The organism is Mesorhizobium wenxiniae, assembly GCF_002284535.1.
Classification (GTDB): Bacteria; Pseudomonadota; Alphaproteobacteria; order Rhizobiales; family Rhizobiaceae; genus Mesorhizobium; species Mesorhizobium wenxiniae.
The window spans coordinates 184247-196515 of record NZ_NPKH01000014.1; the positions used below are offsets into that span (position 1 = coordinate 184247).

A 12269-nucleotide genomic window follows, 5' to 3' on the forward strand; every position below is an offset into this window, starting at 1 on the left:
ATTTCCGGCCTTTTTCTTGGGCAGTGATGTCCGACCGCAACGTATTTAACAAGCGGATCGTCTTTGCTTACCTATTTGACGATGACGATCCTGGTGTTGGCCGGACCGAAAATCTCGACAAGCTGGTAGAAATCGGCGGCGTCGACCGGATGCAGCCGCACGCAGCCATGCGAGGCCGGCTGGCCGAGGCGCTTGACGAAATTGGTCGCATGCACGGCGTAGCCACCCTTGAAGAAGACCGAATGCGGCATCGGCGCGTTATCATATTTCCTCGAATACCACATTTGGTGCATGCGGGTCGGCTTGAACGAGCCGGTCGGGGTGACATGCCCCTTGGCGCCGGTCGAGACTTTCCACGCGAAGGTCGGCCGCCCGTCGACCAGGACTTGCATCGTCTGCTGCGAAAGCGAAATCCGCGCCACTATCTGATTGGCGGCCTGATTGGCAGCATGGGCAATGCCGTTACCGGCGCCGAACAGAAGAACCGCACCCGTAAGGGCGGCGGCAGCGATGTTGATGAGCTTGGCAGAAATGGCAGTGTACATGATATCCCCCGTCTGCCGGATATGGCCGGCTCCAATTCGATGACCGGCTTATCGTTGGGTCACGTTTCAGATGGATTTCGTACGGCAGACGTTTCTGTTTCGAATGTGTTTCCTATGGTTAACAGCGCAAAGCCCATCCGAGGGATTTGTAGGGTGAACCCAATGACATGAAGCCTCGGCAGCTCGAGCCCGGACCCGCGAAAAGGGAACACCATCTCCAAGTGAAAGTGCGGTCTTCCCTCACATGAAAGAAATTTGCCTTGGCTCGAAACCAATCTGCAACAAAGCGCGGACTCTAGCGGCATGATCTGGATACAGGCCACCCGCAGAGTTGACCCAACAAAAACAGCCGGCACAAACGAAGATGAACATGCAATCGAACGCGATCTCCTGGCTCTTCAGGATAAGCATAGCCGCAGCGATGATCGGCGTCGTCGCACCTTCGCCGGCAGCCCAACGACGAAGCTTGCGGAGATGACTTCAAGTGAAGTTTCGACACTGCATGCCGCACTGTTTTTCGCCACGGTCTGGATCGTGTCCAGTCTGCGCATCAACCGGCTCAAGGCCCTCTGGCGGGTCGGTTTTGGGCTGAAGACGATGCGCGGCCCCTCCGGCAACTTGCAGCCGAGAGGACCGAAGGCCCGCGCCGCGACGGGGGGCTCCGCTGGCGGCGCGGGCGCTTCGGGGGTTTCCCTGAAGACATGATCCCGAACCGAAAGACCGCATCGCGCCAAGTGGTGCTGGTTTTCGGGAAAAGATTGTGCCCGAGAACAGGCCATATGCAGCAGATCTGAATTTGGGGAACGGATACGATGAACACGAAATTTGCAGCTTCGGTGCTTTCCGCACTGCTCTACGCTCAGGGCCTGCTCGGCTTTGCCGGCCTCGCCACCGTGCTTCTTAGGGATCGTGCGCATGCGAGCGAATTCGTCGCGGCCAGCGAAATGCCGTCAGGTCCGTCGGTTCTTGTGGTCCGCTGAGCGCCTGGGCCTGTGGGCAATACGGTGAGGGCCCCGGCCTCAGTCGGCGAACTGCGTCGGCGGATCGAACCGGTAGCCTGCACCCCTTATAGTGGTGATGGTTTCGGTGTCGAGCTTGCGGCGCAGCCGCACGATGCGCGAATCGATCGAGCGATCGAAGGCATCGGCATTTTCGGCGGGCGCGGCGGCAATGATGTCGTCGCGCGTCAAGACCTTGCGCGGACTGGCCAGGAACAATCTGAGCAGCGCCACCTGACCCGGCGACAATTGTTCTTCCGTGCCGGAGCGATGCATGACCATGGCCGACCGGAGGTCGACCGTCGCGTTCTCCAGCACGACCAATTCCCCGGCGTTTCTGCCGCGCCGTGCCAGCAAGCCGCCGATACGGGCGGCGAGTTCCCTGACATTGAGCGGGCTTTCGACGACGTCGGCGGCGCCGAGTTCGAGCGCCAGCACCTTGTCGACGAGATCGGCCGGCCGGCAGATCAGGATGAAATCCGGCCCGCCCTCGCCGCCATGGCGCCTGAGCAGATCACGCCCTTCCGCCTGGCTGAGGCTGTCGCCGACGACGACGACATCGATGCCCTTTCCGGAAAGCAAGGATTCGGCCTCCCACGGCTGCCGCACCGCGCGCACGTCATGACCACGCCGTTCGAGATGGTCGGCGAGATCGGTCGCGACCACTTCGGCGACGGAAACAAGCGCAATGACGGATCGTGCAGCCATTTTTTTCCACCCTGCAACCGGCAACCCAAGATGAGTGCTGGACATGATGTTTATACCCAATCTACTTTCCGCTGAAAGCGGGAGCGAGAGCATAGTGCGGGCACGAATTGTCATCGTCGAGGACGAGCCGGATCTGAGGGACGCGGTCGCCGAGTATCTCGGCGCCAGCGGCTACGATGTCGCGACGGCCGAGAGTGCCAGCGCCGCGCGAACTTTGCTGGAAACGCAGTCGTTTCATCTGGCCATCCTCGACATCGCCATGCCAGGCGAGGACGGCCTGTCGCTTGGCCGCTGGCTGCGCTCGAAAATGCCTATCGGCATTATCTACGCCACTGCCGCCGGCACCGCGCTCGACCGCATCGTCGGGCTGGAACTCGGCGCCGACGACTACATCGTCAAGCCTTACGAATTGCGCGAGGTGCTGGCGAGGGTCCGCAGCGTGCTGCGCCGCGTGCCGCAGCCGGCCGAACCACAGGGCGCCAAGGCCGAAACAACTGCCAACCGCCGTTTTATGAGCTTCGGCCCTTTCCATGCCGATCTCGACGGCCGGTTCGTCACCGGCACCAATGGGACGGTCATCGACATGGCCAAGAGCGAGTTTGACGTGCTGGAGGTCTTCCTGACGCGTGCCAACCGTTTGCTGACGCGTGCGGCGATCTCCGAGGCGATCGGCTTCGTGGAAGATCCTGAATCGTCACGCGCGGTCGATATCCGCATCATGCGGCTGAGAAAGAAGATCGAGGCGGACCCGGCCAATCCGAAATTCCTGCGCACAGTCCGCGGCGAAGGCTATATCTTCTCGCTGCCGACCGGCGAAAGCAACTGAGCGGCGCGACCACTGGTAACCACTCTCGGTGGCACGACTGTGAAATGACGGCTGACCATGACGGCTGAAGCAGCACGCAGCGATATGCACGGCGTCAGGCAGGGCGCGGCGATGGCGGCTGTCCATGTCGTTCGCCGGCTTCGCGAAGCCGGCGACTGGCAGCGCGAGATGGACAGCATCCTTGAAACGCTCTGCGGGGCCATGGATTGCCAGCGCGGCATCCTGTTTCGGCTGCGCGAGCTGCCCGGCCAGGGCTTTGCCCAGTCGGTCGCGGCTTACTGGATCAACCCCCGATTTGGTGGCGAACTGGCGTCGCCAACGGTAATCATGCAGTCGGTTGTCAATTCGGACCCACTGCTGGAACGGTTGGCGGAGGACGAGCGGCAAGGCAAGATCTTCGCGGGACACACGCGCGACCTCGAAGGCTTTCTGAGAACCGACTTCGAAAAGCAGCACATCAAGTCGTTCCTGTCGGTGTCGGTCTTTGCGCATGGCCATCTGTGGGGCACGCTGGCGGTCAACGACTGCGTGAACGAGCGCGAATGGACCGACGAGGAAGAGGCAACGCTGCACATCGTGGCATTGGCCATCGGCGACGCCATCGAACGATCGCTTTCCGATGCCCATGCCAGCGAAGTCATCCGACGCACCATGTTGCAGGCCTCGCTCGACGCCATCATAGTCATCGACGAGACGGGTTCGATCATCGAGTTCAATCCCGCCGCCGAAAAGATGTTCGGCTATCAGCGCAGCGACATCCTCGGCAAGGACCTGCTCGACACCGTCGTTCCGGAATATTATCGCAAGGGCTATGTGTCGGGCGCCGAATACATGTCGGGCCGCGGCGCGCCGATGGTCGGCCAGCGGATCGAGACCGTCACCCAGAATGCGGCCGGCGAGGTCTTTCCGATCGAACTGACGGCGACCGAGATGCGAGTCGCCGACCGCCGCCTGATCTTCGGCTCGATCCGCGACCTTCGCGACAAATTGCGCGCCGAGGAGGAGATCGGCCGCCAGCGCGAAAAGCTGCACCAGAACGAGAAGATGGCGGCGATGGGCTCGCTGCTTGCCGGCGTGTCACACGAGCTCAACAACCCGCTTGCCGTGGTCGTCGCACAATCGACGCTGTTGCACGAGTTCGCTTCAGACCCGCAGACCAAGGTGCGCGCCGAAAAGGTGCGCGCCGCCGCCGAGCGTTGCGGCCGCATCGTCAAGAGCTTCCTCTCAATGGTCCGCCTGCACCCAGCGGCGCAGGCCGAGACGGACCTCAACCAGGTGGTCCGCGCGGCACTCGAAGTGACTGCGTACGGCGCCAGGTCGACCGGCATCATTATCGATACCGATTTCGCCAGCGGTCCGCTGCTGGCCATGGCCGACGCCGACCATGTGACGCAAGTGGCCGCCAACTTCCTCATCAACAGCCAACACGCTCTGGCCGGCATCGGCGGCGACCGGCTGATCAAGGTTCGCACGTTTCGCAGCGATCGCGGCAATCCCTGTTTCTCGGTTGAGGACAACGGGCTGGGCGTGCCGGAAGCGATTCGCTCTCGCATCTTCGAATCTTACTTCACCACCAAGCCGGTCGGCGTCGGCACCGGCATCGGCCTGTCAATCTCGAAATCGATCATCGAACGGCACAATGGCAATGTCTGGTTCGAGGAAGTTCTGCCGAGGGGCGCCCGTTTCGTCGTCCAGTTGCCGGCGATCTCCGCCGGCGCGGCCGCCGCCGGCGAAACCCCGTCGCGCTCGAGCGGATTGCGTCACGCGCTGATCATCGACGACGAACCGGATGTCGCCGCCTCGCTGTCCGACATTCTGGAGTTGATGGGCATCAAGTCGCGGATCGTACCGGCCTGGGCATCGGCCGCCGCGACCTTGACCGGCCACATGCCGCCGGACATCGTCTTTTCCGATCTGCGCATGCCCGGCACCAGCGGCATATCAATCTATCGCGAACTGCTCGCCGAAAAGCCTGATCTGGCGCGGCGCTTCGTTCTGGTCACCGGCGACCTGATCGGCGCAAAGGCCGAAATTGAAGCATTGCCGGCGCCGCAGCGTCCGCAGATCCTGGAAAAGCCGTTCAGCACGCTGGACGTGCGCGGCGTGCTGTCGGCCATCGCCGAGCAGGCGGCATTGGGCAGCTAGAACTTCGGACTGGTGGAAATCGGCTTTTAAAAAAATCCGATGCTCAAACGAAGGATTAGAGGCCAGAGAAAAAACTCCCGGCCGACGATGCGGCGGGAGCCTGCCTGGAGCGCTGGAGGGTCGCCCGGGGGCATCAAAAAACGTTCGGCGTATCGGTCAGCGGCGGGGCATTGGCGATCACGCGGACCGCGCGGGCCTTGTGAATGCCGGACTGCTCGGCGATGACGCGCAGGCAGTCCGCACTTTCGGCGCCCCAGGCTTGCCCCTTGCAGACAAAATCGATCTCCGGCATCGGCAGGCGCGCGGTCTTTGTCGTGGTCGGCGCGCCGTCGACGATATTTGCCGGCGGGTTCAGTGAAGCAAAGGCCGGACCAACCGTCGGCGCGAACGCCATGCCGACGAATGCGGCGGCGCCCAGCACCACGAACAGCGCCATCGGATGGTCGTTGGCGCGCCGGCGCAGCGCCAGCTTCGGCCGCCGATCATTGCGCTCCGGTGCCTGCAGGCGGTCATTGTAGGCAGTCTGGATTTTCGTATGCATCGCCATTCCCTTCGTTTATCTTCTTTTTTTATGTAAACGAACTTAGTCGCACCTTGTAACGGACGAACGACGCACGCAAACTGACCGTGTAACAGATTTGAAACCGGAATTCGGGCAGTACCGGGCGCTTCGCCTGCGACCATGAGGCGCTTTTGACTATTGCGGATTAAATTCCGAGAGGATTTTCTGTGCAGCAATGCGCCCAGCCACGATTGCGCCTTCGACATAGCCCGGAAATGACGGAGACAATTCCGAGGATGCGAAATACACTGGCGGCGCGCCGGCCAGGATGGTTTGTTCGGCGTCGGTGGCACTCGTATCGATGATGAGATCGCTGTAGCCGCCGCCGCTCCAGCGATCATCGGTCCAGTCGCGACAGCTGAAATCGGTGAAGCTGCCTGCGTCCGTGCCGAGCGCCTCCTTGAGCCGCGCGGTAACCTCCGCGCGCAACGCGGCATCTCCCAATTCCCGCCAGCGTAGGGCAAGCGGCCCGCCGACGAAGACGACTAACGCCGGGTGGCCGCCATCCTTGCTGACGTCACAGGCAAAAAGTGCCGGCGGATCGCGCCACATCACCATGCCGCTCAAGCCCTTGGCGCGCCAAAAGGCTGTGGGGTAGCGCACCTGCATTTTGATCACCGCGCCGCTTTGCCAGACACCGAGGGCCTTTTCCAAGGCAACCGGCAGCGGCGGCGCGAAATCCAGCTTCGAGGCCACCATCGGCGGCATGGCGATCAGCGCCGTTCGCGCCGTGATCGAGCCCGTCGTCGACGCGAGACGAACTCCTCCCAGTCTGCGCTCGATCGTTCTGACCGGCGTGTTCAATCGCAGGCGGTCGCCGAGATCCTCAGCCAGATCATCCGCCAGAGACTGCATGGTTTCGTGCACGAAATACTGCAGCTCCGACATCTCATTGGTGATACGGCGGTCATTGTCGATGAGGTGCCAAAGCGGCAGTTTTTCGAGCGCCTGGCACCACAGGCCTTCGATCATCGAGCGAAAAGCCGCCTTGGCCTCACCGGGATCGTTCTGGCGATCGAGCCATGCGGCGACGGTCAAGCCGGCAATAGTCGGATCGCCCGGTGCAATCGCGTTCATGCGGTCGCGGATCGCCATCGAGGCGTAGTAGATTCGCTCGGCATCCTGTTCGCCCGTCAGCGGCTGGGCAATGACTTCGCCCTTAACATAGGTCTCGACCAACGTCTTACCGTGCGTTCGCACCAAGGCCATCAGTTCCGGCATGTCCTCGCACAGGAACTGACCGCCGCTGTCGATCCGCTCGCCAAGCCCATTCCACTTGGACTCGACCCGCCCGCCGACGCGGCCGCGCGCCTCGAGCAGCACAAAATCAATGCCGGCCTTGTTCAATTCATGCGCGGCTGACAGGCCGGTAAAGCCGGCGCCGACGATGGCGACATCGGTTCGTACGGCCTGGCGCTTCAAGAGCCGGCCCTGAAGTTCTCGAAGTCCGCAATCATCCGCGGCTTGAGCTCCGGAGACAACGGTCTTGTCGAGATCATCAAAACCCCGCTCGATCGATATATATATTGCAGGTCGCTGGCTACTCTGCCGGGCGACACGCTTTACCCGATTGTCTTTTCCAGCATACTGATCCAGTTGCGATAGGCGATCTTCTCGATCAGCGCGCGACCGAAGCCGCGCTCGGCGAACGCATCGAGCAGCTTCGGCAGGCCGGTGACGTCGCCGATCACAGCCGGGATCATGGCGCCGTCGAAATCGGACCCGAGGCCGACGCCGTCTTCGCCCAGCGCCTGCAGCAGTGAATCGACATGGCGCACCATGATGTCGAGACTGGTATCGGCATTCATCCTGCCGTCCTCGCGCAAAAACCCGGTGGCGAAATTCAGCCCGACCAAGCCACCCGACTCGCGGATCGCGCCTAGCTGCCAGTCCGTGAGGTTGCGGGAATGGCCGCAGATCGCATGGACGTTCGAGTGGGTCGCGACCAGCGGGGCGTCACTGATCTCGGCGACGTCGCGAAACCCCTTTTCGTTGAGATGCGAAAGATCGACCATGATGCCGAGCTGGTTGCAGGCCTTGACCAGTCCCTTGCCGGCATCGGTCAGGCCAGGTCCGGTGTCGGGCGTCGACGGGAAACGGAACGGCACGCCGTGGCCGAAAGCGTTCGGGCGGCTCCAGACGACGCCGAGCGAGCGCAGGCCGGCCGCATGCAACACGTCGAGCATCGTCAGTTCGGGGTCGATCGCCTCGACGCCTTCAATATGGAACACCGCGGCGATCGACCCTTGCGCCATCGCATTTCGCACGTCGCCGGCGCTGCGGCAGACGGAGAGCGCCGACGCTCGTTCCAGCCTGTACAGGATCGAGGCCATGGCGATGGTGGAAGCGAGCGCGTCGGCGCGCGGAATTTCGGGCGGCAAGGGCTCGGTATCGCTCGGCGCAGGTGGAACCGCACTGCGCTTGGATTTCTCGATCGGCGGCGGAAAGATCGCGAACATGCCGCCAGCAAAGCCGCCCTTTTTCGCGCGCGGCAGGTCGATGTGGCCACCCTGCGTTCCCTCGATGAACAGCTTCTCAACATCCGCGTCCTTCGACTGATAGAGCCTGAGCAGCGTATCGTTGTGGCCGTCGAAGACGGGAACGAGGTCGGTCTCGGTCATCAAGGGATCATTCGGTTCGATTGGTCGGGCGGCAATATACCTACTTAGGCAAGGCAATACCCACTAGGCAAGACAACCCACTAGGCAAGACAGGCGATCTGCGCAAATGCCACAGCGATGGACGCCTTGTGGCTGCCCGCCCTCAACCGTCATCGCGTGCGGAGGCCTATGGGTAGGACCAGCGCTATTGCTTCAGCACGTCGGCCCATTCCTTGTGACGACGGAACTGGGCGTTGGCGAACGGACAAAGCGGGATGATCTTCTTGCCCGCCGCGCGCGCGTCCTCGACGGCTCGGGCAACGAGGCGAAGCCCGGCGCCCTGGCCGCGAAACGCATCCGGCACCTCGGTGTGGTCGATGATGATCTGGTGCTCGCCGATCTTGGAAAAGGTCATCTCCGCCTCGGCGCCATCAGGCCCGCGCAAGAGATAACGGCCCTTGGAACCGCGATCCTCCAGTTCGATCTCCGGCAATTGGTCAAGCATTGCTTACGCTCCTTCTATCGGCGTAGCGGACAGGAACCGCCGCGCCGCCTCGATCTCGTTCGACTGCACCTCATGGCCGCCGTCGTGCCACTCCACTGTGACATCGGCGCCATCGGCGCGCAAATAGGCCTCCAGCCGCGACGTCAGGTTGGGCGGACATATCGGATCGCGCCTGCCTGCCGTGACCAAGATGCGACGGCCGGCGAGACTTCCCTCGATCTCCGGTTCGAACGGGATCAGCGGATGCATCAGCACCGCCGCGTCGAACAGAGAGGGCGCCGCGAACACCACCGACGCCAGGATGTTGGCGCCGTTGGAATAGCCGAGCCCAAGCACCGACGAGGGTTTTGCCGCCTCGACATGCGCCTTGACGAAACCAACCATCTTGTCCGTCGCCCGCGCCAGGTCGCCCATGTCGTAGACGCCCTCGCCGGTGCGGCGGAAAAAGCGCGCGGCACCGTGTTCCGAGACATCGCCGCGCGGCGAGACGATAGTCGCCTGCGGCGCGAGATCGCGCCCGAGCGACAGAAGCTGACTCTCGTCGGCCCCGGTCCCGTGGAAGACGAAGAGCAGCGATCCATCAGGCGAACCGGGCAGTGCTTTGTAGATGTAAGCGTCCTTACTCATGGCCTTGTCCTCAGTCTTCCAGCTTCTGCAAATGTTGCTCGAGATAGGGCCTCAGATGCCGGTGCTGCGACGGCAGCTTCAGCGCCTCGCCGAGATGGGCGGTGTCCTCGTCGCGGTCGAAGCCGGGCTCGTTGGTGGCGACTTCGAACAGCACGCCGCCCGGCGTGCGGAAATAGATCGCCCAGAAATAGTCACGATCGATCACCGGCGTCACCTGATAGCCGGTGTCCATCAGCGCCTTGCGCACTTCGAGTTGCTTGGCGCGGTTTTCGACAGCGAAGGCGACGTGGTGGACGGAGCCGGCGCCAAGATCGGCAAAAGCGGCGCCCGGCAACGATTCGATATCGACGATATTGGCGCCGTTGCCGTTCTTCACCGCCAGCCTTTTTACAGTGCCGGACGTGTCGACTTCTTCATAGCCCATGAATTTCAGCAGCTCTTCGGTGGCGCCGCCATCCTTCAGCCTAAGCGACACCGAGTGGAAGCCGCGGATCGCCTCGTCGGAGGGAACATCGCCCTTCGCCCACGGCGTACGGGTGTCTGCCTTGTTCTCGACCAGCGCAAACCCGTCACCATCGGGACCAGCGAAGCCAAGGCGCTTCTCACCGAAGCTCTCTTGGCGTGACAGCCCGGCGACGCCCTCATCGGCAAAACGCTTTTCCCAATAGGCGAGCGTGCCTTCGGGCACCGAATAGACCGTGGTGCCTACTTCGCCAACGCCGTGGCGACCCTTGCCGATATTGGGGAAGGGAAAATAGGTCATCACGGAACCGGGCGTGCCGAGCTCGTCGGCATAATAGAGATGGTAGACATCCGGCGCGTCGAAATTGACGGTTTTCTTGACCCGGCGCAGGCCGAGCTTTTTGGTGAAGAACTCATTGTTCTGACGCGCATCCCTGGCCATCGAGGTGACGTGATGCAGGCCTTTGATCTGGTCGAGCATTTTTCCTGCTCCTTTCCTTGTCCTGTGCGGCCCATGCCGCGGTCCACGCCTATATGAGAACCGGCCAGCCGGCGGCAAAGGCCGCAAACACAGATGGACTGTGCTCTATAAGTGAACAATAAGGCAGCTTTTGTTCACGATTTGGCGAATACCTGAGGCTTGCGTCGCCACAAAAATTCGGCTCCATGAGCGGCACGTTTCAATGAAGGATACAGCATTGGTCAGAAAAGACAGGCGCCCGAATGTTCTCCTGATCACCTGCGACCAGTGGCGCAGCGACTGCCTGTCGGCGGCAGGCCACAAGGTGGTGCGGACGCCGAATGCCGACGCGCTCGCCGCCGAGGGTGTGCTGTTTCGACAGCATTATGGCGGCGCGGCGCCCTGCTCGCCGGCACGCGCCTGCCTATACACCGGCCTCTACCAGATGAACAACCGAGTTTGCCGCAACGGCACCCCGCTCGACGCCCGTCACGGCAACATCGCGCTCTCGGCGCGCAGTCTCGGCTATGATCCGACGCTGTTCGGCTATACCGACGTATCGCCCGATCCGCGCACGCTGGCGCCGGGCGACCCGCGGCTAAAAAGCTACGAAGGCGTGCTGCCCGGCTTCACCGTGCGCCAACTCCTGCCGGAGCACCAGAAACCGTGGCTGTCGTGGCTCAAGGCGCGCGGCATCGATAGCGGCGCAGGCTTTCCCGACATCCATCGCCCAGCGGACGAGCTTGGAGCCACGACCGACAGCGCGGTGACAAGCGCGCCGCCCGTCTACTCCAAGGACGAAACCCCAGCCGCTTTCCTGACCGGCGAATTCCTCCGCTGGCTTGGCGAACAGGAGCGCGATACACCGTGGTTCGCGCATCTTTCCTTCCTCAGCCCGCATCCGCCCTTCATCGTGCCCGAACCCTACAACAGCATGTATGATCCTGCCGAGGGACCGGCTTTCCACCGCGCCGTGAGCTGGCAGGCCGAGGCAGAAAGCCATCCCTACCTTGCCTATAACCTTGACCTGCAGGAGCGTTCGAATTTCCGCCCCGGCGCCGAGGGCAAGGTGCGCGACTGGGGCGACGACAATTTTGGCCGCATCCGCGCGCTCTATTACGGTATGATCTCGGAGGTCGACGCACAGCTTGGCCGCATCTGGCAGGCGGTCAAGGGGGCGGGTGCATGGGATGACACCATCGTCGTGCTGACCTCCGATCATGCCGAGATGATGGGCGACCATTACATGCTGGGCAAGGGGGGCTTCTTCGACGGCAGTTATCATATTCCGCTGATCATCCGCGACCCGCGTCGCCGCAAAGCGGCCGGCGCCAAGGTCGATCGCTTCACTGAGGCGGTGGACATAGCGCCGACATTGCTCGCCCTGCTTGGCGAGGAAACCCCGCCGCATCTCGACGGACGATCGCTGAAGCCGTTCCTGGACGCCGTGGAGCCGGGGGACTGGCGCGAGGCCGCGCATTGGGAATTCGATTTCCGCTCGGTTGCCGAAGGTGACGCCGAGCGCCATTTTTGCATCGGTCCGCGCCAGTGCAATCTGGCCGTCATCCGCACGAAACAATTCAAATATGTACATTTCGGCGGCGGCCTGCCGCCGCTGCTGTTCGACCTGGAGCAGGATCGAGACGAACTAACCAATGTCGCTGCCGATCCGGCCTATCTGCCGGTCCGGTTGGAGCTTGCCGAGAGGCTGCTTGCCTGGCGGGCCGAACATCTCGATCAGTCGCTGGCGCTCGCCGAACTGACCGACGATGGCGTTGCCGGCCATGTCGCAGGCCTGCCACCTTTCCAGTCATGAAAAAAGGCCCGCGCC

13 protein-coding genes are annotated in these 12269 nt (G+C 62.5%); 5 read left to right on the plus strand and 8 right to left on the minus strand.

The window, feature by feature from the left end; translation table 11 throughout:
- Positions 1–71 precede the first annotated feature (71 nt).
- Positions 72–545: a L,D-transpeptidase gene (locus CIT31_RS06100; RefSeq protein ID WP_095517878.1), complete on the minus strand. Its 474-nt coding sequence runs from the start codon at positions 543–545 to the stop codon at positions 72–74.
- Between the two features lie 303 nt (positions 546–848).
- On the opposite strand from CIT31_RS06100, the gene CIT31_RS06105 reads away from it, so the two are divergent.
- Positions 849–1250, plus strand: coding sequence for a hypothetical protein (locus CIT31_RS06105; RefSeq protein WP_245316125.1), 402 nt, complete (start codon positions 849–851; stop codon positions 1248–1250).
- Positions 1251–1357: 107 nt separating this feature from the next.
- The gene (locus CIT31_RS06110; RefSeq protein WP_084831313.1) at positions 1358–1525 is read left to right on the plus strand and encodes a hypothetical protein; all 168 of its coding nucleotides are present in this window, start codon (positions 1358–1360) and stop codon (positions 1523–1525) included.
- 39 nt (positions 1526–1564) lie between these two features.
- Here the strand turns inward: CIT31_RS06110 and CIT31_RS06115 are convergent, their stop codons facing one another.
- On the minus strand, positions 1565–2251 hold the full coding sequence (locus CIT31_RS06115; protein ID WP_065007437.1) for a response regulator transcription factor: 687 nt from the start codon (positions 2249–2251) through the stop codon (positions 1565–1567).
- Positions 2252–2297: 46 nt separating this feature from the next.
- Between CIT31_RS06115 and CIT31_RS06120 the strand changes: the two genes are divergently transcribed.
- Both CIT31_RS06120 and CIT31_RS06125 read left to right on the plus strand, forming a co-directional pair.
- Entirely contained in the window at positions 2298–3077 is a 780-nt protein-coding gene (locus CIT31_RS06120; RefSeq protein WP_189522455.1) for a response regulator, read from the plus strand.
- A gap of 57 nt (positions 3078–3134) precedes the next feature.
- Positions 3135–5222 carry a PAS domain S-box protein gene (locus CIT31_RS06125; RefSeq protein WP_165778365.1) on the plus strand — a complete coding sequence of 696 codons (2088 nt, stop codon included), beginning with the start codon at positions 3135–3137 and terminating at the stop codon, positions 5220–5222.
- Between the two features lie 133 nt (positions 5223–5355).
- On the opposite strand, the gene CIT31_RS06130 is transcribed toward CIT31_RS06125, so the two are convergent.
- The 6 genes from CIT31_RS06130 to CIT31_RS06155 form a co-directional block, all read right to left on the minus strand.
- Positions 5356–5763 (minus strand): hypothetical protein, encoded by a 408-nt coding sequence (locus CIT31_RS06130; RefSeq protein WP_095517879.1) that lies wholly within the window; start codon positions 5761–5763, stop codon positions 5356–5358.
- Between the two features lie 156 nt (positions 5764–5919).
- Positions 5920–7206: a flavin monoamine oxidase family protein gene (locus CIT31_RS06135; protein WP_095517880.1), complete on the minus strand. Its 1287-nt coding sequence runs from the start codon at positions 7204–7206 to the stop codon at positions 5920–5922.
- Between the two features lie 140 nt (positions 7207–7346).
- Positions 7347–8405 carry a dipeptidase gene (locus CIT31_RS06140; RefSeq protein WP_095517881.1) on the minus strand — a complete coding sequence of 353 codons (1059 nt, stop codon included), beginning with the start codon at positions 8403–8405 and terminating at the stop codon, positions 7347–7349.
- Positions 8406–8589: 184 nt separating this feature from the next.
- Complete coding sequence (locus tag CIT31_RS06145) at positions 8590–8889, minus strand: GNAT family N-acetyltransferase (RefSeq protein WP_095517882.1); 300 nt, start codon at positions 8887–8889, stop codon at positions 8590–8592.
- A gap of 3 nt (positions 8890–8892) precedes the next feature.
- Entirely contained in the window at positions 8893–9516 is a 624-nt protein-coding gene (locus tag CIT31_RS06150; RefSeq protein WP_095517883.1) for an alpha/beta hydrolase, read from the minus strand.
- A 10-nt stretch (positions 9517–9526) separates the two neighbouring features.
- A complete protein-coding gene (locus CIT31_RS06155) occupies positions 9527–10459 on the minus strand; it encodes a VOC family protein (protein ID WP_095517884.1) in 933 nt (310 codons plus the stop codon).
- A gap of 217 nt (positions 10460–10676) precedes the next feature.
- Between CIT31_RS06155 and CIT31_RS06160 the strand changes: the two genes are divergently transcribed.
- A complete protein-coding gene (locus CIT31_RS06160) occupies positions 10677–12254 on the plus strand; it encodes an alkaline phosphatase family protein (protein ID WP_095518103.1) in 1578 nt (525 codons plus the stop codon).
- The last annotated feature ends 15 nt before the right edge of the window (positions 12255–12269 follow it).

What these genes read in the sequence shown, in the direction of transcription:
- CIT31_RS06110 (WP_084831313.1), top strand. Translation starts at nt 1,358, where the DNA reads ATGAACACGAAATTTGCAGCTTCGGTGCTTTCCGCACTGCTCTACGCT.
- CIT31_RS06125 (WP_165778365.1), top strand. Translation starts at nt 3,135, where the DNA reads ATGACGGCTGAAGCAGCACGCAGCGATATGCACGGCGTCAGGCAGGGC.
- CIT31_RS06115 (WP_065007437.1), bottom strand. Translation starts at nt 2,251, where the DNA reads ATGGCTGCACGATCCGTCATTGCGCTTGTTTCCGTCGCCGAAGTGGTC.
- CIT31_RS06105 (WP_245316125.1), top strand. Translation starts at nt 849, where the DNA reads ATGATCTGGATACAGGCCACCCGCAGAGTTGACCCAACAAAAACAGCC.
- CIT31_RS06140 (WP_095517881.1), bottom strand. Translation starts at nt 8,405, where the DNA reads ATGACCGAGACCGACCTCGTTCCCGTCTTCGACGGCCACAACGATACG.
- CIT31_RS06120 (WP_189522455.1), top strand. Translation starts at nt 2,298, where the DNA reads ATGTTTATACCCAATCTACTTTCCGCTGAAAGCGGGAGCGAGAGCATA.
- CIT31_RS06100 (WP_095517878.1), bottom strand. Translation starts at nt 545, where the DNA reads ATGTACACTGCCATTTCTGCCAAGCTCATCAACATCGCTGCCGCCGCC.
- CIT31_RS06145 (WP_095517882.1), bottom strand. Translation starts at nt 8,889, where the DNA reads ATGCTTGACCAATTGCCGGAGATCGAACTGGAGGATCGCGGTTCCAAG.
- CIT31_RS06155 (WP_095517884.1), bottom strand. Translation starts at nt 10,459, where the DNA reads ATGCTCGACCAGATCAAAGGCCTGCATCACGTCACCTCGATGGCCAGG.
- CIT31_RS06130 (WP_095517879.1), bottom strand. Translation starts at nt 5,763, where the DNA reads ATGCATACGAAAATCCAGACTGCCTACAATGACCGCCTGCAGGCACCG.
- CIT31_RS06150 (WP_095517883.1), bottom strand. Translation starts at nt 9,516, where the DNA reads ATGAGTAAGGACGCTTACATCTACAAAGCACTGCCCGGTTCGCCTGAT.